The sequence below is a fragment of the Micromonospora avicenniae genome (assembly GCF_900156065.1).
Lineage (GTDB): Bacteria > Actinomycetota > Actinomycetes > Mycobacteriales > Micromonosporaceae > Micromonospora > Micromonospora avicenniae.
Genome location: NZ_FTNF01000013.1, coordinates 171,703 through 192,049, shown reverse-complemented (window position 1 = coordinate 192,049; position 20,347 = coordinate 171,703). Strand labels below are relative to the sequence as shown.

Annotated in this window: 11 protein-coding genes; 8 read left to right on the top strand and 3 right to left on the bottom strand. The window is 71.6% G+C overall.

Annotation, left to right across the window (positions count from 1 at the left end; all coding sequences use genetic code 11):
• Positions 1–43: 43 nt before the first annotated feature.
• Positions 44–292 carry a hypothetical protein gene (locus tag BXA10_RS20570; RefSeq protein ID WP_076472205.1) on the top strand — a complete coding sequence of 83 codons (249 nt, stop codon included), beginning with the start codon at positions 44–46 and terminating at the stop codon, positions 290–292.
• Positions 293–333: 41 nt separating this feature from the next.
• On the opposite strand, the gene BXA10_RS20565 is transcribed toward BXA10_RS20570, so the two are convergent.
• Complete coding sequence (locus BXA10_RS20565) at positions 334–1,662, bottom strand: ABC transporter substrate-binding protein (protein ID WP_076472202.1); 1,329 nt, start codon at positions 1,660–1,662, stop codon at positions 334–336.
• A 167-nt stretch (positions 1,663–1,829) separates the two neighbouring features.
• Between BXA10_RS20565 and BXA10_RS20560 the strand changes: the two genes are divergently transcribed.
• Positions 1,830–2,663 carry a phosphoribosylaminoimidazolesuccinocarboxamide synthase gene (locus tag BXA10_RS20560; RefSeq protein WP_076472199.1) on the top strand — a complete coding sequence of 278 codons (834 nt, stop codon included), beginning with the start codon at positions 1,830–1,832 and terminating at the stop codon, positions 2,661–2,663.
• A gap of 36 nt (positions 2,664–2,699) precedes the next feature.
• On the opposite strand, the gene BXA10_RS20555 is transcribed toward BXA10_RS20560, so the two are convergent.
• Together BXA10_RS20555 and BXA10_RS20550 are read right to left on the bottom strand one after the other, a co-directional pair.
• Positions 2,700–4,691 (bottom strand): hypothetical protein, encoded by a 1,992-nt coding sequence (locus BXA10_RS20555; protein ID WP_076472196.1) that lies wholly within the window; start codon positions 4,689–4,691, stop codon positions 2,700–2,702.
• Positions 4,692–4,710: 19 nt separating this feature from the next.
• Entirely contained in the window at positions 4,711–5,757 is a 1,047-nt protein-coding gene (locus tag BXA10_RS20550; RefSeq protein WP_076472193.1) for a hypothetical protein, read from the bottom strand.
• 247 nt (positions 5,758–6,004) lie between these two features.
• Between BXA10_RS20550 and BXA10_RS20545 the strand changes: the two genes are divergently transcribed.
• The 6 genes from BXA10_RS20545 (at position 6,005) to BXA10_RS20520 (ending at position 20,294) form a co-directional block, all read left to right on the top strand.
• Positions 6,005–6,364 (top strand): WXG100 family type VII secretion target, encoded by a 360-nt coding sequence (locus tag BXA10_RS20545; protein WP_245828329.1) that lies wholly within the window; start codon positions 6,005–6,007, stop codon positions 6,362–6,364.
• Positions 6,365–6,397: 33 nt separating this feature from the next.
• Positions 6,398–6,688 (top strand): WXG100 family type VII secretion target, encoded by a 291-nt coding sequence (locus tag BXA10_RS20540; protein ID WP_076472188.1) that lies wholly within the window; start codon positions 6,398–6,400, stop codon positions 6,686–6,688.
• Between the two features lie 133 nt (positions 6,689–6,821).
• A complete protein-coding gene (locus BXA10_RS20535; RefSeq protein WP_076472186.1) occupies positions 6,822–7,223 on the top strand; it encodes a YbaB/EbfC family nucleoid-associated protein in 402 nt (133 codons plus the stop codon).
• The gene (locus BXA10_RS20530) at positions 7,216–7,590 is read left to right on the top strand and encodes a hypothetical protein (protein ID WP_076472183.1); all 375 of its coding nucleotides are present in this window, start codon (positions 7,216–7,218) and stop codon (positions 7,588–7,590) included. Before BXA10_RS20535 ends, BXA10_RS20530 begins: the two co-directional genes overlap by 8 nt.
• Before the next feature lie 45 nt (positions 7,591–7,635).
• On the top strand, positions 7,636–19,188 hold the full coding sequence (locus tag BXA10_RS20525) for a WXG100-like domain-containing protein (RefSeq protein ID WP_076472180.1): 11,553 nt from the start codon (positions 7,636–7,638) through the stop codon (positions 19,186–19,188).
• Positions 19,185–20,294, top strand: coding sequence for a hypothetical protein (locus BXA10_RS20520; protein WP_076472177.1), 1,110 nt, complete (start codon positions 19,185–19,187; stop codon positions 20,292–20,294). The genes BXA10_RS20525 and BXA10_RS20520 overlap by 4 nt, the downstream gene beginning before the upstream one ends.
• Positions 20,295–20,347: the final 53 nt, after the last annotated feature.

Sequence of the window (20,347 nt, the reverse complement as noted above, 5' to 3'; positions counted from 1 at the left end):
TGCCGAATCGGCAGTGGTTGCGGTCCTCGGCGAGGATGTCAGCATGTCTTCTTTCGGCAAGTGGTGGGGCCGCCTCGGCGCGGTCCTCGGTGCGGTGGTGCTCTCGGTGTTCGTACCGGTGGCGGCGTGGGCGTCGACCGGGACGGGTGAGCTGGTGGTGGAGGCCGCGCGGCGGCGTTCACGGGGCGGCTTCGGCTTCTTGGGCCTGCTCTGCTGTCTCGTGGTCGTCGTGGTGATCGTGCTTCTGCTGCTGCGCCTGACCCGCAACCGTCGCGGCGGCCCGCCGCGCTGACGGTGACGTCGCGATGATGCTGACGGCGCGGCTGTGCCGGGTCAGCTGGTCAGCGCGGCGTTGGCCTGCGCCAGAAAGCGGCTCGCGGCCGCCCGGATGTCGCTGTCACCGGAGCGGACGCTCTCGGCGGCCGCGACCAGAAGGGAACGGACCCGGGCGTGTCCCGTCGGGGGTGGGGGCGGGGCGGAGCCGGGGCTGGAGCCCAGGAGCTCACCGAGGGCCTTGGCTCGCCGCTGCCCCGGATCGGTGATGCTGCCCTCGATGGCCCGCCGGACGGCCTGGCTCGGTGTCAGGCCGCGCTCGTGCCCGAGGGCGGCACCGGCCGCGACATCGGTGGTCAGAAAGTTGATCACGTCGGTGGCCGTCTCAGGGTCCCGGCTGCCGCGAAAGACCGCCCAGTACATCGAAGCCCGCGGCCACTGGCTGGTGAGGGAACCGGGGAAGGCGGTCAATCCCAGCTCGGCCCGGGTGAGGCGTTGCAGCTCGGGCAGTTGATGCGACCAGGCGAAGGACGCGGCGGTCAGCCCCGACACGACGAGCTGTCGGGCCGGCTCACCGCTGTCGGCCTGCTCGACCAGTGCGGCGCTCGGTGTGGCTCGCCCGGCGCGCGCCCGCCGCCACAGCTCCAACCAGCCGATCAGCTCGTCCACGCCGAAGGCGAGCTGCCGGCCGCGGTAGAACTCCCCGCCCTGCCCCCGTAGCCACAGCCACAGCGCCCGGTAGTCGCCGGACGGGTCCATCGTGCCGGCCACTCGGCCGCGGCTCGCATCCGTGACCTGCTCGGCCCAGTCGACGTACTCTTCCCAGGTCATTTCCGCGCGCGGCTCGGAAATCCGCAGGTCACGCAGCAGGTCCCGATTGAAGATCACAGCCGCGGCCGTCTGCCCGGCGGCCACCGCCATCGTCCGGCCTTCCACCTGGCCGTACCGGGCCAGCCCTTCGGGAAGGTTGCGCAGGTCGAGCCGGTTGTCCGCGACGTGGTCGGTGAGATCGAGGATGATCTCCCGTTCCGCGTACTCGGTCAGGACGCTGTCGTCGAGCTGGATCAGGTCGGGTACGTTGCCGCCGCCGGCCTGGGTGGCCAGCCGCCCGTAGTAGCCGTCCAGGCCCTGCCAGGTGACCCGGAAACTCACCCGGGGGTTGCGCTCGCTGTAGAGGCGCAGCGCCTGCTCGGTCAGCTTGGCGCGCTCCGGCCCGCCCCACCAGAAGACCGACAACTCGACCGGCCCCTCCCGGGTCGGCGCGGTGGTCGGCCCAGAGCTGCAGCCCGTGAGGCCGCCGGCCGCGAGCAGCGGCGCACCCAGTAGCGCGGCGAGCACGCGACGCCGGCCGGGGTCGGCTACGGGTAGCGGCGATCCGGAAACGGGCACACGGGACTCCCGGGACGAGGCGTTGGGGCAGTCGGCCCATTCACGCAGGGACCGCCCGAAGCTGTCAACGTCCGTCCGGGCACAGCACGCCCACACCACGGCCGTACGGATCGGTGCGCGCGGCCACCCTTACCGCCGTACGCGGGCCGCGTGATGTACTAGGCCGCGTGGAACTTCTGCACTCCGGCAAGGTTCGGGACGTCTACGCCGACGGCGACGACCTGATTCTGGTCGCCTCCGACCGGATCTCGATCTACGACGTCGCGCTGCCGACACCCATTCCGGACAAGGGCAAGCTGCTCACCGCGCTCTCGCTCTGGTGGTTCGAGCAGCTGTCGGACCTGGTACCGAACCACGTCATCTCGGCGACCGACGTGCCGGCGGAGTTCGCCGGCCGGGCGATCCGCTGCCGACGGCTGGAGATGGTGCCGGTCGAGTGCGTCGCCCGCGGATACCTCACCGGCGGCGGGCTGAAGGAGTACGAGCGCACCGGCGCGGTCTCCGGTGTCCCGCTGCCCCGGGGTCTGGGCGAGGCGTCGATCCTGCCCGAGCCGATCTTCACGCCGTCGAGCAAGGCGCCGCTCGGCGAACACGACGAACCGATCACGTACGCCGATGTGGTGGCCAAGGTCGGCGAGGCGACCGCCGAGCGGCTGCGCCAGATCACCATCGACGTCTACCGGCGCGGCGCCGAGATCGCCGCCGACCGGGGGATCCTGATCGCCGACACCAAGCTCGAGCTGGGCTGGGCGCCGGACGGCAGCCTGGTCCTCGGCGACGAGCTGCTCACCTCGGACTCCTCCCGGTTCTGGCCGGCCGAGTCGTACCAGCCGGGCCGGGTGCAGTTCTCCTACGACAAGCAGTACGTGCGGGACTGGGCCACCAGCGGCGGCTGGAACAAGCAGGCGCCCGCGCCGGAAGTGCCGACCGAGGTGGTCGAGGCGACCCGGGCCCGCTACGTCGAGGTCTACGAGAAGCTCACCGGTAACAGCTGGGACTGAGTGTTCCCGGCCGGCGTGCCGGCCGGGAACACTGACTCAGTTGCCGCCGCCGAGCGCGGTCTTCGGCTCCGCCCGGTACGAGCGGTCCTCGGCCTGCCGGCCGACGACACCGCCGCCCGGGGTCTCCACGCTGAACGCCTGCTCGTCCGTGACGATCGTCTGCTCGTCCTGGTCGTGCTGCTGCGCCGGCGCGGGGTTGGCGTTGCTGGTTCGCCGTGGCGCCAGCTCCGGGGGTACGGCCCGGCCACCGCGGGCCGGTCGCGGCTGGGCGCTCGCCGCCGGGCGGCCCCGCAGGCTGCTCGGCACCTCCTCCAGCCGCGACACCCGCGCGCCGGTGGGCGGCGCGAGCGGCGCGTCGAGGATCGGCGCGACACCTTCCGGCTGCCCGTCACCCAGCCACTCGCCGCCGGCCTGCACCGGCCGGGCCGTACGGTCCTGGTCCCGCCGGGACCGGGCCGGCGTGGCCGGAGGGGTGCTGCCGCCCTTGGCCGAGCTGCCCAGCACCGATGGGGACGTGCCGGGGCGGGCCGGCGTCGAGCTGCCGAGCCCGTCCGACGGACGTGCCGTTCCGGGCCGGCTCTTGGTGGGCTGCCGGTTCTGCAGTACGGGTGGGGTGGTGGCGTTGTTGCGCGGGGCGAACTGCTCGGTGCCGGGCGCCCCCGGTCGGCCCGGCGTGCGGCCGGTGGTGGACTCGGACGTAGTGCCGGGCGCACCCGGCCGACGAGTGGTCGACGCCGGCGGAGCCCCAGTCTGCGCGGGACCGCCTCGGGCCCCGGTCGGCGGCGGGGTTGCCTTCGCCGAGGCACCCGGCCCGCGCAGCGCGTTCGGCGGCGCCGCGCGGCCGCCACCGGGCGGCGGGGCCGAGGTCGCGCCGGGGGACCGCAACGAGGCCTGCGGCGGCTCCGCCACGGGCGCGTTCGTGCCGCCGCGGATCACCCCGTTGCGCATCGCGCCACGCTCACCCGCGTTCAGCCCGTCGAGCCCGGGTGGACGCGCCACGCTGGGCCGGGGCCCACTGGTCACCGGCGGCCCGGTCCTGGCCACGCCCGGCGGAGGCGCGACCATGGGGGGCGTCGCCACCGGCGGTGGGGCCACGCTCGGCGTCGGCGTCGGCGTCGGCGTCGCCACCGGCGGTGGTGGCTGAATCCTCTCCAGGATCTGCTTCTGGATCTCCGTCGGATCGGTCGGCCTGGGCACCGCCCGGACCTGCGGCGGCTTCGTGACCGGTGGCTTCGTGACGGGTGGCTTCGTGACCGGCGGGCGCACCGCGGGCGGAACCCCGGTCGGGCCGCGCCAGGGCGGGTGACCCACCGGGTTGAGCACCGCGTCCATCGGGAAGAACGGTGGGCCGTGCCCGCCGCTGACCTTGCTCATCGTGTCGAAGTACTCGTTGGCCGTCCGGTGCGCCAACTGCTGCGCCTTGCGGTTGTATTCCTTCTGCTTCTCCTGGACCGCCTCGGCCTCGGCCGCCTGGATCCCCTTCTCGCCGTCGTAGAGACCCAGCGTGAAGCCCTGCTTGAAGCCCTCGGAGAACTGGGTCCACCCGTCGGCGTTCTTGGCGTCGTTGATGGCGTTCTGGTATTCCGTCCAGAGCCGGTCCATCTCCGCGCGGGAGTCGCGGGCGATGCCTACCATCGCCCGCAGCGCGGCGACGTTGTTGAGCGTGGCGTCCATCCACTCGTCGAGGTAGGCCAGGGTCTTGCCCGGACCGGCCTGCAGGAAGGCGTCGCGCGCCTGCGGCGACTTCCAGGTCTCGTCGTGCAGGACCTGGCTCGCCTTGAACAGTTGCTGGTGGATGCTGTGCAGCAGGTTGTACGCGTTCTGCCACTGGTCGGCCAGCGCGGAGATGTCCTCCGGGTGCTGCCCCATCAGCTGTACGCGGATGGCCTCGATCGTCTCCCCGCCCTCGTCGGCGGGGGGCGGGGTGAACTTCAGGTCCGTCTGCTGCGGCGGAGTGACGTAACGGGTGCCCTCGCCGCTGGGCCCACCGTGTGGGTAGGTCGCACGGGCACCCCAGTAGTCCGCCATGGCGTCTTTCCTCCCTGGCTCAGATGCCGTAGTCGTGCTGCTTGATCTCCTCAAGCGCGCTCTTGCTCGGGGAGTCGAGGGCATCGGAAGTGCTCACGCCCTCCGTGTCCTGCCCGGTGTGCAGCTCCTGGGTGACCTTGCCCTTGCCGTCCGTCTCGGTGACGTGCCGGGTGCCGTCGGCGTTGTGCTGGTCGACGGTCTTCGAGGTCGGCTTGCCGTCGGCACCCAACTTCTCGTCGGTCTGACTGCGGCTTCCGTCCGCGCCGTAGCTGTCGGTCTGCCGGTGGCCCCCGGTCGGCTTGCCGTGGGCGTCGTAGTCGGTGGTCGTGGTGATCGTCGAGTTGTCCCGCACGACCGTGGTGGTCTTGCTGCTGGTGGTGCTGATCACCTTGCCGGACGGGTCCTTGGTGACGTACGTGACCAGCGTTCCACCGCCCGGCAGCATCTGCGTGGTCATCAGCTGGACGCTGCCGTCCGGGGCGACGGAGGTGTGGGTGATGCTGCCGTCGGGGTTGACGACCGGCTGGCCGGTGTCCGTGAACTTCTTCTCGCCCGTGCCCTCGTTCTCGGCTCCGTCCTGGCCCGCTCCGGACAGATTCTCGAAGTACTGGTCCCAGTAGGTCTTACCGGTGATGAAGGGGGGCAGGCCCGGCGGTCGTGGCGCGTCCGTGTCGCCGAAGGCGAACCGCACCGCGTCCAGCGAAGCCGCTGACCAGCCGTCGGTCGAGGAATAGGCGTCGGCGATGGTCTGCGCGGCCATGCCGGTGTTCGTCAGGGCGGTGCCCAGGTAGGTGATGTACTGCTGCAGCTCGCCGGAGTTCTGGAGCATCTGCGACCTCATGTACTTCGCCTCGGGGAGCACCGCACCCTCCCAGGCGGCGGCCGGCATCTCGTTGAGCAGATTCAGCTGCCCGCCGTGGCTCTGCAGGTTGTCGCGGATGGTGACCATGTTCTTGCCGTAGTCGACCATGCCGTCGATGTCGACGTCGACCGGCTTCTGGTCGGCGAGCCAGTCCTTGCGGGTGTTGAGATCGGTCTCCCGCTGGTACGGATTCTCCTCCGCCACTCGACCCTCCCCTGGTGCGGCGGGCCCCCGCCCGAGTGTGCACAGATCGATGCACAGCCTAACTTCTACCGGCGACACGCGGGTACCGGCGATCGGTCACAGCCTGTCATCATGCACCACATCAGACCGATCGAGGTAGCCCGATTCGGCACGGGACGCTACCGTCAGCATCGGCCGGACACGGCCATACATCAAGGGGACGCTTCCCTGAACGGGGGGCGCGAGCAGAGGAGCGGGTGAGTCCACCTTGACCGATACTCCAGGACTGGGTCAGGTTCACGCCACCCAGGAACAGCTCAACGCAATGGCGCAGCGTTGCAACGACACCGGCGAGAGTCTCGCGCAGGGCATGGCCCAGCTCATCGAGCGGATCCAGACCCTGGGCGGCGGCGGCATGCGGGGCTCGGCGAACAACGCCCTGCAAGACGTCTCGGTTCAGCTCAACGACGGTCTGCGGACGATCATCACGGCGCTCGACGAGCTGTCCGGCAAGATGACCAACGCCGCGACGCAGTACGGGGTGAACGACGAGGACGCGGCGACCGAGATCCGTAACGCCGCTGCCGAGACCGGCGACACCAGCGTGATGAGCATCCTGCGTGGCTGAGGCCGCAAGCGACGAGCGAGAGGTGACATTCCAGTGACCAGTCCCATCACCTACAACTTCGGCCAGATCTCAGACGTGGCGACCGCCATCGGCACCTACCAGGGCCACATGGACGGTGCCCTCCAGGACCTCTACACCCAGTTCACCCAGCTCTTCGCTGCGGACTGGCAGGGTGCGGCGGGTCAGGCGTGCGACGAGGCCCGGCAGAAGTGGAACCAGGGCGCCAACGAGATCAAGGACGCGCTGATGCGCGTCGGAGTGAAGCTCGGCGCCTCCGCCGACCGGATGCAGCAGGTCGACCGGGCGATCGCCGCCGGCATGTGACGGACGGGTCGGGCCGCCTCCGTCCATGAGGGAGGCGGCCCGACCGGCCCGCCGATTCACGACCGGGCCGGCGGGGCGGCCGCGCGGCGAGGTTTTCGCTAGGCTGCCGTCGGCGACCTTTGGGGGAGGGGCGATGGAGGAACGACCGAACTTCGGCGCGTTGAGCGCCATGATCGGTGACCTCAAGAAGGCCTGGTCCGGGATGGACGAGGTGCAGAGCCGGATGCTCAAGGTGACCGGTACGGCCTGGTCCGACGACCAGACCATCAAGGCGGTGGTCGGCCCCCGTGGTCACCTGCTCGAGCTCGAGATCGACCCGCGGGTCTTCCGGCACCCCAACTCGAAGGCGCTCGCGGCGACGATCGTGGCCACCGTCCGGATGGCCGTCGAAGATGCCGCCGAGCAGTCCAAGGAGATCCTCGACAGCAGTCTCGCCCCCGACCTGCGGCGGCTCGCACCAGGCGGGGACCAGCTACAGAAGATGCTGCACAGCCACGACGCGGACGTGCTCGTGAAGGGGAACGACGATGAGTAACTTCGTCGAGATCAAGTCCAGCGTCGCCGACATCATCGGCATCGCCAACCACCTCAGCTCCAGCGGGATCTCCATCTCCTCGACGATGCAGGTCAAGCTCGCGGCGGTCACGGCGATGGAGAACGCGCACGGCACGCTGCCGCGCGGGGACGAGTTCGTCGAGGAGTTCCTCAAGACGTACCACAAGTCGATCGAGGCGCCCGACGGTGGCGCGCAGCCGATGAACGAGGCCGTCAAGGCCAGCATGCCGAAGCTGGGCGAGGCGATGACGCAGCTCGGCAAGTACGCCGCCGACGCCATGTGGAGCTACACCGGCGTCGACGACGACAACCGCAACCAGATCAACCGGGCTGGTGGCCGCAGCTGACCGTGGGCCGGCCGTGGAGCACGGCGGTGAGGGAAGGGGCTGCGCGTGAGCGACAGTGACCACGCGCTCGCCGAGATCCTGGAATGGTTCTCCGACCTCGAAGCCGCGATCCCCGGGGTCCGTTCCACCGTCGGCGAGATCCTGATCGGCAAGATCCCCGAGTCGGACATCGGCGCCGTCTACGATCTCGCCGACACCTGGGCCGACGCCGCCCAGGCACTCGGCAGGTTCTACGAGGAGGCCGTGCACGCGGCCGACGGCATCCTGGACAACTGGAGCGGCGACGGCGCGTCCACGGTGTTCGCCGAGGAGTGGTACAAGTACGTCGAGTCGCTCGCTGGATCGGTCGACACGCTCGCCTCCATGGAGCAGGCCGTACAGAGCTTCGGGCTGCAGATCGAGCTCATGAAGTTCATGGCCCTGATCGGCCTGATCATGCTCGCGGTCTCGCTCTTCATGCTGGTCGCCGCGGCCATTCCGTCGCTCGGCCTCTCCACCGCCGGGATTCCCGGCGCCTTCGCCGCCTGCCGCACGGCGATCAGCGTCGCCGCCAGCAACGCGATGCGCGCGATCGGCAGCATCTCGATACGCGCGGCGCTCGCCGAGGTGACCGCGCTGGTGACCCGGGCGCTGCCCACCCTGATCCGTACCCAGCTGCCCAACCTGGTCCGTACCCAACTGCCCAGGCTGGTGACCACCCAGCTACCGAACCTGATCCGGCACGAGCTGCCCACCCTTTTGCGGCACACCCTGCCCACCCTGATCCGGCAGGGGGGCTCGACCGTCGCCCGCGGCGTCCTGCCCCGCAACGTGATCGCCCGCTCCGTGGCGGACCGGATGGCCGGGCAGTGGCTGCGCAGCGTCACCAACCGCGAGCTGCTCCGCCAGCTCGGCCGCGAGGCCGGGTTGGAGTCCCGGCGACTCGCCGGACGTGGTCTGCTCGCCGCCCGCAACCAGCTGGCCAAGGAGATCGAGGAGCAGCTGCTCCGTAAGTTCGGCTCCCGGGTCGGCACCGACCTTGCCGGCCGCGCGGCGGGCACCTCCTTGACCCGGATGGCCGGCAATGAGGTGTTCGAGCAGGTCAGCCGCGAGGCGCTGAGCCAGTACGCGGCCCGCGAGATCGCCGCCACCACGTTCAGCCGGGAATTGGCAAAGTACGTCGGCACCCGGGTGGCGTTCGGTGCCGGCTTCATGGGCGCCGGTGACCTGCTCGGCCAGATGTACCAGATCGCCGGTGGCGAGCGGACCAGCCTCGACCTGGGGCAGCTGGGCATGTCCACGCTCCAGGGCGGCGTCTTCGGCGCCTCGATGTTCGGCGGCATCACCGGGCACGTCGTCGGCGGCGGCGTGGTCGGCGCGGGCATGTCGGCGGCGACGCTCGCCGCGCAGGGCAAGCTCGACTTCACGAACATCACCCGGGAGAACGTCACCGAGATCCTGCACGGCGGTGCCGAGGGAGCCAAGGCCGGCGCGATCTTCGGCGCACAGAACAAGATGGAGGCCGTCAACGTCGGCAGCACCCTGCGGATCGGCCACGACGTGGTGGTGCTCCCCGAGGGCATCGGCGCGATCGACCGAGCCGACGGGCTGCAGGTCACCTACAGCGAGCACGGCGCCTCCTGGCAGCGGGTCGATCCCAGCGGCACCCGGATCGACGGTGGAAGCATCGGCGCCGACGGGACCGTCCTCTCCCGGGACGGTGGTCAGTCGCCGACCCCGCACGTGGTCGACGGGGACGTCATCCGGTCCGAGCCGCCCGCCCCGCACGCGCCACTGGCACAACTGCCCACCACCGACGTCCCGCAGCGTACGAACCTGGTCGGCGGGACGAGCGGCGGGGACGGTGGTGGTGGCGGTGGCGGCCCGCGCCAGCCCGCCCACCCGACGTCCGGCGGCCGTACCGGGGATGTCGGGATCCGGAACACCGACCCGTCGCGGCCGATCGGAGAGCCCACCCGACCGGAGCACAGCTCGCCGGTGCTCGACCGTACGCCCACCGACTCGCCGCCACAGCGCTCGACGACCGACTCGGTGCCGCCGGGCGAGCGGCCGCCCGGGGACCGCAGCCCCGAGCACCCCGCCACCCGGGAGACGGTGCCGGATCGGATCGGTGACGACCCGAGCGGGCCGGAGCAGCGCGAGCCCGGTGATGGACCTCCACCGGAGCGCACCCGCTCGGACCCGCCCGCGTCGCCCCGCGACACCGCCGGGCAGCATCCCACCGAAACCGCTCCGACCCGGCCGCATTCCGACCACCGGTCGGGCGACGTGCCGCCGCCGCGCACGGATTCGGAGCGGCCGACGGATCCGCCCTCCGGAGCACGCGCCGACACCGCCCCGCCGGCCCGGGCGGACACCGCGCCCGCCCTCCGGGGCGACACCCCGCCGACGCGTACCGACGGTCCTGTCCCGCCCCGCGTGGATGGCCCGATGTCGCCCCGCGTGGACGGCCCGACGTCGCCCCGCACGGACGGCTGGGCACCGCCGCGTACGGACGGCCCTGTCTCGCCGCGTACCGACGGCCATGTCCCGCCGCGTGCGGATGGTCCTACGCCGTCGCGTGCCGACGGGCCCTCGTCGGTACGCCCGGACGGTCCGCCGCCGGCCCGCGACTCCTCCACGCCGACGGGCCGGCCGGACACGACCACGATCCGGGACGGTCAGCGCGGCCCGACCGATCCGGTCCAGGACCGGCCCACCGGTGCGGGCGACCGCAACGGGGGCCCAGCGGTGCGGGACGAGCACGGCTCGCCGCCGAACCGCCACCAGGATCCACCCGCGCCGGTACGCGCCGACGAGCAGCACACTGACCCGACGGCCGCAGAGGCGCAGACCGGCGCGTCCATCCGACCAAGAGACGAACTGCGGGCCCAGGAGTGGGCCGCCAAGGCGTACGACCGGTTCCGGGCCGACCCGGGGGACGTGCCGGAGATCGCGACGCACCTCGCCGACGTGGAGCGACCCAACGGCACCATCGGCTTCAGCCACGCCGAGATCGCCCGGGTCAAGCAGCACCTCATGTTCGACGAGCACACGCTGCGCGACTACCCCGACGGTTGGGAGCGGCGGCGGTTCGACGCCGACGAGGACATCGCCGAGGCCTGGATCCGCCTGCGGGAGGGTCGGCACCTCGAGCCCGACCTGGTGCTGCTGGAACACGAGCTGGCCGAGTCGGGCTACATGCGGGTCCACCCCGACGCCACGTACCCGGAGGCGCACGCACACGCCCAGAGCCTGTTCAATTGGGAGCGGGTCGCGCCCGGCCGTACCGGCGAGGACCTGGACAGCGCGTATCCGAGGAGAACCGGCGATGGCGATTCTGGTGGACTTCGAACTGATTCGACAGGACAGTCGGGAGGTCGAATACAGCTTCGGCTTCCCGGAGAAGGATCGGCGACTGGTCATCCAGAAGGACTCCCGGCAGGGGATGCCGCTGGACGGGGCGGAGGACATGCAGTACCGGAAGGCGTACGGCAAGATCCTGCGGATGCAGGCCGAGGCGGCGACCTGGCCGGCCGGGGGGAGCTACGCGGCGTAACCCCGGAGACACCGTCGAGTTCAAGGAGTGCAGATGGCGGCACTGCTGGACTTCGAACTGATCCGGGAAGACAGCCAGACGGTGGAATACACCTTCGGGTACCCGACGATGGATCGTCGACTGGTCATCCAGAAGGCCACGGGCGAGGGGAATCCGACGGACGAGCTGAAGGACTCGGACTACGCGGCGGTCTACGTGAAGATCACGCGGTTCCACCGCAGCGAGGCCCGCTGGCCTCAGAAGGGCAGCTACGCGGCGTAGCGTCGGCGGACGGGCGGGTTCCGTTCGAGCTGGTGCCGGTCGAGCCCCGTCCGGTCGGGCCATCGGTGCCGATGCCGGAAGCCGTCCGGTCGACCTTCGACGGGCACATCGGCGACCTGCTCGCGGGCCGCGATCCCGGCCCGGTGGACCAGCCGCACCGGGCGAGCTGGGACGAGTCGACGCGGCTGCTGACCGTGGAATACCCGGACGGCGTCACCGTACGGGTCGCGTTGCAGGTCAACTCGTCCCTGCCGCCGGGGCAGCCGGTGGTGCTGCGACCGGGGCTGGAGGTCGAGCACGGGCAGTGGGTGCAGCGCGAACCGGCCGGTGTGGTGCTGCCCGACCATCTGCCGACCGACCCGAACACCCGGGCGGCCTTCGTCGACCGGCAACTCGGCGACGCCTGGAGCACCCTGCACAGGGAGCTGCACCAGGTGCTCGACCGGCCGGTCGAGCCCCCGTCGCCACGCGGCGACGGCACGACCCGGACCGACACCTCACGCACCGAGATCGGGCCGCGTAGCGATCGGATGCCCACCGACGGTGGACCGCGTACCGACCGGACGCCCAGCGACCCGTCCCGGACCGACTCCACCCGGACCGACACGTCGCGGAACGACGGTACGACCCGGACCGAGCGGCCTCGGGACGATGCCGCCGGGCCGCGTACGGACCGGGATGACGCCGCCGGGCCGCGTTCGGAGCGGGAAGACGCTACCGGGCCGCGCGCGGAGCGGGATGATGCCGCCGGGCCGCGCGCGGACCGCGACGGCAACCCGACGGAGCCGAGGCCTGGGCCGGACGCGAACGATCCGGCGCCGGTCCGGCCCGAGCACGACGCGCGGGCCGACGGGATGCCGGAAAGCCCGCGGGATACCGCGGCGACGCCGCGCCCGGAGGAGCCCCCGCGCCGGGTGGACGAGCCCTCGCTTGTCGAGCTGGAACGGTCGCTGCACCCGGACCCGCCGGTGCTCGACCGGGTCACTCTCCGCGACGCCACCCCGTCGGATCCCGCGCCACCCCGGCCACTCACCCCGGACACCGTCCGTGGCCTGCTGGCCGACGCCGGCACCCCGGAGCAGGTACGCGGGTGGGCCCGCGACCACCTCGCCGTACGGCAGGAGGACGGCTCGTACGTGCCGCGTTCGCAGGCCGAGATCGACGCTGCGGTGACCCGGCTGCACGAGGAGACCGCTGCGGTCGTCGAGTCCCACGTACCGGCCGACCCCAGCGCGACGCCGGAGGGCGCCGTACATCCGGAGCAGGCGGTGCGTCCGGGTGACTCGCCGATCGTCCAGGAGCTGGCGCCCAGCAAGAACTTCCCGCCGCACCGTACGAGGACTGGTGCCGAGCTGCCCGAACAGGTCCACGAGCTGGTGCAGCGGGCCAAGGAGAACCTGCTCGCCCGGTACCCGGAGACGGCGGTGGCGGCCCGGATCGCCGACCTGGACGCCATCGGCGGTATCGCCGACCGGTTGCAGACGGCCGCCGACGCGGCCCGTGAGAGCGGCCGCCTCGGTGACGTGGTGCAGGGTGTCCGCGACCTGAGCCGAGCCGTCAACGATTACGCCGACCAGTACCGCGACTGGCGTGACTTCGAGCGCGGCGGCGACTACGCCGACCCGGGTTGGCGGGACCTCGACGGCGTCGACCCGTTGAACTCGGTGGAGATGGCCACCCGGGTGGTGAGCGTCGACCCGCAGACCCACCGGTTCCACGTGCTGGACCAGGCGATCGCGATCGCCAAGATCGGTGACGTGCTCGGCCCGGCGTTCGAGGGCCACGCGGCCCGTACGTTCGAGCGGGTGATCCCGAAGGACATGGAGAGCGTCGAGGCGCTGATCCCAGAGCAACTACGCGACCCGAACCTGGAGGAGTGGATCCAGGGACCGGCGCGTGGTGGCTTCGATACGGTGACCGAAATCCTCTACGTCGACCCGCGGGACGCAGGCGGGTTGGACCGACCGATCAGCGCGGTCGCCGCGACAGTGGTGCACGAGAGCATGCATCGTCTCCAGCCAAACCCGGACGTGGTAGCGCGACATGTCATGCAGCCGGCGCCCGAAGGCCCGCCGAGGATGGACGTCGTCGGCGAGGTCCTCACGCCGCTCCGCTTCGAAGGCGAGTTTCAGGCGTTTGCCGTCCAGCAGCAGTTCCTGCGTGGACTGGCCGGATTCCGGGCTCTCGACCACGCGGGTGACCCGCGCCTACCGCGCAGCGACAGCTATCAGGAGATGGCGGACTGGACTCCGCAACAAATGCGGGACCACATAGTCAAGCAGTACGTCCGCACCCCCGACCGAGCGCACATTCCGGACCACCTGCTCGACCGGCTCATGGCGCTCACCCCGGAGAGCATTCTTGAGCGTGCCCGCCTCTCCATTGACGAGGCAAACTTCCCCATCGCCGACGGTCGCCGGCAGGGCACCTTCTACGGTCCGATGACCCGGGAGGTCGCCGAACAGCACGGCATCAACCTCGACGCGGTCGGACGGGACCAGGCAGCCCGGGCAGTGTCTCCGCTTGCGGACCAGAGCGCCGCCACGCCGGACACCTCCGTACCCCGTAACGGCACCGACTCGCTACCGCTGGCCGAGTGGGGACCCGGCCGGGACGGTGAGCCGCACTGGTCGCCCGAGCAACAGTCGCCCTATACGGCCCCACCGTGGCGGGCGGATGGCCCGCCTATCGGCGCCACACCTCCGTGGCACACCTCTCCACCAGCGCAAGGATCGGGCGCGCACCACGAGGGGCAGTTGGCCCGCCCGGAGCCGGAGCGGCGGCCCAACGTGCTGTCCCGGGCGTTGCGCCGGATCACCGGTCTCTTCGGTGGTGCCGACCCGGTATCACGCGCGCCCGAACCGGGGCCGACGACTCAGCCGTGGGCTCCGCGACCGGGTGAACCGAGTCAGGGTGGCCTCGGACAGTGGGGTGGCCAGCGCCCGGCGGAGCCGACCTTCGGGTCGTGGGGCCAGCGGCCCGGCGAGCCGATTCACGGCGACACGGGCCCATGGGGCCAGCGTCCGGCGGCGCCTCAGCAGTGGGGACAGCATCAGGCGGAGCCGCAGCAGTGGGGCCAGCGTCCGAACGAACCCCAGCAGTGGGGCCAGCGTCCGGCGGAGCCGCAGCAGTGGGGTCAGCGTCCGGGTGAGGCGACCCCGAGTTGGCGGCCCGGTGAGACCTTCCCGCCGGCCCACGATCCGTACCCGGGCCGAGGTTGGCCGCCGGAGACCGACCCGGGGCATACCGGAACCGCGGGGCGGCCGGGCGTCGACCCGTACACCGGGCAGGCGCGCCCCACCGACGGTCCCGCCTGGGGTGCCCCCGAGCGGGCGCCGGAACCGGCGACCCCGGCCTGGTCGGCGCCGGAGACCGCCGCCGACCGTCCGGGGTGGACGGACGGGCCGGAACGTACGGCCACCGAGCCGATCTCCACCGACGGCCGGACGAACCTGGCGCTCTCCGAACGCCGCTTCGCCTTGGAGGAACTGCGCGCGTCGACGGACCCGGTGCACCAGGCCCAGGTGCGCGCGGACATCCAGCGGATCGACGCCGATCTGGCCCAGCGTGGCTACCCGGTGCATCAGTTGGAGCGGGTGCCGGAGGCGGACGGTCCCACGGCCGCCGATGCGCCCGCCTCGGACGGTCGGGACCACTCCCGGCACGACGAGATCTGGTCCGACCCGCCGTGGCGGCAGGAAGACCGGCGGCCTTCGCTCGACGAGCTGATCCCCAGCTCAGAGGAGGAGGCGACCGCCTGGGGCGACTCGGTACGGCGGGAATTCGCCGACCAGCTCGACGGGCGCGAATTCGCGGGGCTGCGGATCCGGGTGGACCTGGAGGACCAGTACAGCGTCAGCGTGTACCGCAACGAGGTGGTGGTCCGGGCGGACGTGCAGGACGCGAACGGTGTGAACGCCGGCCGGGTGGTGCGCTCCTTCCAGCGCGACCACAACGGCAGCCTCTTCGTGGAGCACGTCTCGCTGAAGCTCGAAGATCGCGTCCAGGGCAACGGCTTCGCCCGGGAGTTCAACGACAGCCTCATCGACTGGTACCGCTACTCCGGTGTCGAGCGGATCGAGGTGCATGCCGCGTCGACCGTCGGCGGGTACGCGTGGGCACGCGACGGCTACGACTGGGCGGCCAACACGGAGCACCGGGCCGATGCGGTGCTGAACCGGCTCCGGGTCGAGCTGCGTGGGTTGGACGCCGACGTCGACATGGCCCGGCGGCTGGCCGCGGACGACCCCGACGTGGACGCCGACGGGCTGCGCAAGCGTTACGGCACCACCGATCCGGAGCAGGTGGCCCGGGAGGTGCAACGGCAGCGGGAGGCGGCCGAGCAGATCCTCGAACGGGCCCGTACCAGCTCGTTCGGCAGCGCCCGCTACCCGACGCCGTTCGAGATCAGTCAGGCCGGCTGGGGCGATCACCACCATGGCCGGGAAGCGTCGTGGGTCGGCAAGCGCGCGCTGCTCGGCGCGGACTGGAAGGGCGTCAAGGAGATCAGCGACACGGGCCCGCTGTATCCCCGCTCGGCGCACAGCCAGGGCATGCCCCGGGTGCCCGACCCGTCGTCGATCCACAGCCTGCTAAGCGGCGACGGACATCCGCCGGTCACCGCTGCCCGGGTGCCCGAGGGCGAGTTCCACGGGTACGGCCGGGACGTCCCCGAGCCGGACGTGGTGCGGCAGCTCGGCGACGACGCCCTGCGCCAGGTCGTGGAGACGTTGCCGGATCACAGCCCGCTCAAGGGCGTACGGCTGGAGTTGACCACCGTCCCGGCGGATGCGCTGCCGGACGGCGCGGTGGCCCGGTCGGTGCCCATCGACGCGCAGGGGCGCGACCTGCCGCACGGCACCGTGCCGCCCCAGGACGGTGGATGGCGCGTCGAGTTGTCGGACCGCGCCAGCGACGTCAACGTCGCCCGCGCCATCGCCCACGAGGCAGCCGAGCTGACCGCGATCCGTGAGCGGGCGGATGGTGGGCTGGATCCCTTCACACCGGACGCCCTCGTGCCCGGCGCGATGGCCGACGGCGCCATGCTCAGCCCCCACGACCACGGGCGGCTGGCCGAGGCGGAGGTGCTCGCGGACCTGCTGCGCGATCCGGCGCAGGCCGCACACGCCCGGTCCGAGCTGCGTGCCCTCCGCGACCACCTCGGCCTGCACCCGGACGATCCCGGTGCCCCAGCCCGGCTGCGGATGCTCGACGGGCGGATCAGCGACACCGGCCGGGACGCTCTGCTCGGCCGGGACAGGCCCCCCGCCGAGTCCACCCGTCCGCCCATGGATGTTGGCCCGGCGCGCGCGACCGACGGCGAGGCGGTCCCGGTACCGGCTCGTGACGGCGAGGGTCCGGTACCGGGTCGCGACGGCGAGGGTCCGGTTTCGGATCGCGACGGCGAGGGTTCGGTATCGGATCGCGTCGAGGCCGATCCAATGCCGGACCGGTCCGACTCCGCCGAGCTGGGGATGCCGGATCGGTCCGACTCCGCCGAGCTGGCGGTGCCGGAGCGGGCCGAGGCGGCCGCCGCGACCTACCCGGCACGAACCACCCGGGTGCCGTTCGACTTCGAGCGGTTCCTGAACGATCCGCGCTGGGCCGACGAGGCGACGCGGTTCGAGCAGCGCCTCGGGGCGTACTACTTCCGCGACCCGGAGGTGCTGGACACCGTCCGTACGGCGCTGACCCGGATGCGGGACATTGTGGTGGACCTCACCGAGCCGCGACCGGGTGAAACCCCGGCCCAGGTGAAGGCCCGGGTCGAGAGCGCCTTCTTCCGGGACGACGCCAAGGACAGTGCCGGCCAGGTCGGCAGCGGGGTCGGCTTCGACCGGCTGATCGCCGAGGGCAACCTGCGCGAGACGATGACCGCCTTCTACAACGCCGCGTACACCAACTGGAAGAACCCGCACACGCTCTCGCACGCCTTGCGGGCGGTGCTGGACGGGGACCGCTGGGAGCAGGCTCGGGCGGCGGGCGTCGACGTGCCGGCCGTGCGCCGGATGGGCGAGCTGCTCGACGGCAACCTGAACCGGGTGATGCCGGAGGTCCTGCAGGAGAAGCTCAGATTCGGTCGCGACTTCTTCGCGACCGGCAACGTGGCGCGCAACTCCGAACACGGCATCCGCGACCTGGTCGAAATGACCGTGAGCCAGCATGCCCGTGACGATCGCCACCCCGACGTGCAGCAGGAACTCGCCACGACGCCCGATCACTACGCCCGGCTGGGCACCCCACTCGGACAACTGGAGCGGGCCTACGTTGACCAGGTGCAGCGGCAGAAGACCGGGGAGTCGCTGGGCGAACACGACAAGCTGCCGTGGCGGGAGGGCGTCGTCGCGCACGACACCGACCACGGCCCGTGGGCCCGGTGGGTCGGCCGGGACGGATTCCCCGTCATCGACGGTGTCTCCGGCACCACGGCCCGGATGCTGACCGCCGCCCGGTTCATCGGTCTCGACGGCCCGCAGCTCGAGCGGTTCCTCAGCGGGCTGATGGGCTGGATGCTCCCCGCCCGCGACCACAGCCTCTTCGAGATCCTGCGCGGATCGGAGATCGCCGGCGTCGCGCGGGTCGACGTGCGTCCGCCCGGCACCCGGTTCACCGCGGTGGATCTCTACCGCGCCCTTCCCGACATCGATCTGCCGACGCTGCGACGGGAGGTCGGCGTCGACGGGCTCCTTCCGCACGAGGCCCGCTACCTGGAACACGCCGTCGACCCACGCGGCTTCTCCGAGACGCAGCACAAGGTGCCGCAGATCGCCGACCGGCTGTGGCCCCAGCTGGAGCGCGGGCAGGTCCGGGACGCGGACCTGGCCGACTGGCTGCGGCGCAACGGCATCGACCCGACCGACTCGGCCGCCGTGCGGGAGCTGGGCCAGCGACTGTCGAAGCCGCACGTGATGGCGTTGACCGTCTACACCCGACACAGCCATTACCTGATCAACAACGTTATTCGGTCGCACCTGTTCACCGGGGCACTCGGAGAGGCGCCGGCCAAGGGGCTCTTCGAGCACAAGGTCCGTCAGCTGGTGAAGAACTACCTCGACAACATTGCCGCCGGGACGAAGGCGCTGCCGCTGCCGTTGAAGCTGCGTCCGGTGGTGCACGACGGCGAGGGACACCTGACGTCCAGGTCACCCCTGCGTGGATCGGCCGAGCACTGGGTGGAGGCGCGGCGGCGGGCCCTCGACGCCGAGCAGCGCGCCGAGACGCACCGTACGGCGGGGAACGAACTCGAAGCACGCCGCGCCGACAGCGAGGTGCGGCGTGCGAACAGGGCGATGGACGCGGCCTGGAAGCAGCTCAAGAGCCAACTGCGGTCGGTCTCGCCGGGGCTCCTCGACGAGATGCAGTGGCACGCGGACATGGTCCACGATGCGATGATGCAACTTCCTGCCGTGGGCAGCCCGGATCGGCCGGTCATCGCCTACCGGGGCGACTGGACGACGCCGGTGTACTCGCCGATCTACGGGAACTCGTGGCTTCCGCACGGCACGGCGAGGGAGTTCCTCAGTGTGAGCCGCCGGCTGGACGTGGCGGTCCGGTTCATGTCGGAGAACCCCGCCTCCGGCGGTAAGGTGCTGGTGGTCTACCGGTTGACCGGGCAGCAGGCCCGGGACATCTCGGTGTTCTCGTCCTTCGCCACGGACGAGGAAGCGGTCTTCCCGCCTCGATCACGGACCGTGCGGATTGTCGACGACCAACTGGTGGAGGCGGTGCGGAACCAGTTGCCCGCGGAGTTCCGCGACGACTGCGAAATCATCATCATGGAAGAGGCGCACCGATCGTGACTGACGATCCCGGCTGGGACGAAGGGGAGCGGCTCCTCGCCGAGGTGCACCGGATGCTGCTGCGTCTGGCGGGCCGAGTCCCCAACGAGGTGCTGACCGCGCTCCGTGAGCTGCTCGGACACGGCGATCTTCGTTACCTGCCGGACGCGGTGTCGGTCGCCACCGTGCAGCACGCCGTGCCGATCACTCCCGCGGACAAGGAGCTGCTCGCGCGCATCCTGATCGTCCTGGACGTCCCAGGAGGCGAGCCGCAGCTTTACGACGAGGTGCCGGTGGCCGCGCAACCGCCACCCGCAGGGCCGTTCCGTTTCCTTCCGGTGCCGCCGGCGGTGGCCGCACAGGCAGCGGAGCGGGTATCCGGCCGGCTCGACCTGACCGGTGGCAGCGATCCGTTCAACCTCACCGAACTTCCGGCTGACCTCGCACACCTCGCCGATCTCGCTCCTGAGCTGACGGACCAGGCCGACGACCGTGCGATGGACAATCTCAGTCTCGCCGAAGGGGTACGGGGAATCTGGCGGACGTGGCGCCTCGGGGCGAGCGGGTCCGACCCGGCACGCCGGGTCTACCTGGTAGAACTCGGTCCCGGCGTGCCGGCCTGGGACGTCACGCAGGAGGCCCAGGACGCGCTGACCATGAAGGGTGAACAGGCGCCCCAGGTGGAGGCGTTCTGGGCCGGTGAGCCACTCACCGCCTACCACCGGGCGGCGCTGGCCGGGGCGGCGCTGCTGTGGGCGCCGAACGCCGACCGGGTCCGGGTGGCGTTGCGCGAGGAGCAGCTGGCCGATCTCGTCCGGTCCGGGTCTCCCCGTCTGCCGGTAGGGGAGCGTGGGACGTTGGCCGAGCGGTTGGCGGCGGGCGTGGCCGTGCCCGGCCGGGCCGAGCGGCTGCCCGACCTGGTCGAGCCGGGGCGCGGTGTCGTGGTGCCGGGCGGGTACCGAACCGACGGCCGGTGGGTGTGGCCGGAGGCGCTCGGCTACTACCTGGCCGAATACGGCGTGGCACCTCCTCGGGAGCTGACGGAAGCGCCGGCCGCAGGTGGCCCGCCGACGCCGGCGGGCCAGGTGGCGGTCTTCCGCGCCGGACTCGCGCTCTCTGGCCGCTGACCGCGCCCGGTCCAGTTCCGGTCGGCTGCTCGACGTATCCGACGGGTCGGACC

Bases quoted from the DNA above. Each gene is read 5' to 3' on its own strand.
- BXA10_RS20570 (WP_076472205.1), top strand. From the start codon at position 44: ATGTCTTCTTTCGGCAAGTGGTGGGGCCGCCTCGGCGCGGTCCTCGGT.
- BXA10_RS20555 (WP_076472196.1), bottom strand. From the start codon at position 4,691: ATGGCGGACTACTGGGGTGCCCGTGCGACCTACCCACACGGTGGGCCC.
- BXA10_RS20535 (WP_076472186.1), top strand. From the start codon at position 6,822: ATGGAGGAACGACCGAACTTCGGCGCGTTGAGCGCCATGATCGGTGAC.
- BXA10_RS20530 (WP_076472183.1), top strand. From the start codon at position 7,216: ATGAGTAACTTCGTCGAGATCAAGTCCAGCGTCGCCGACATCATCGGC.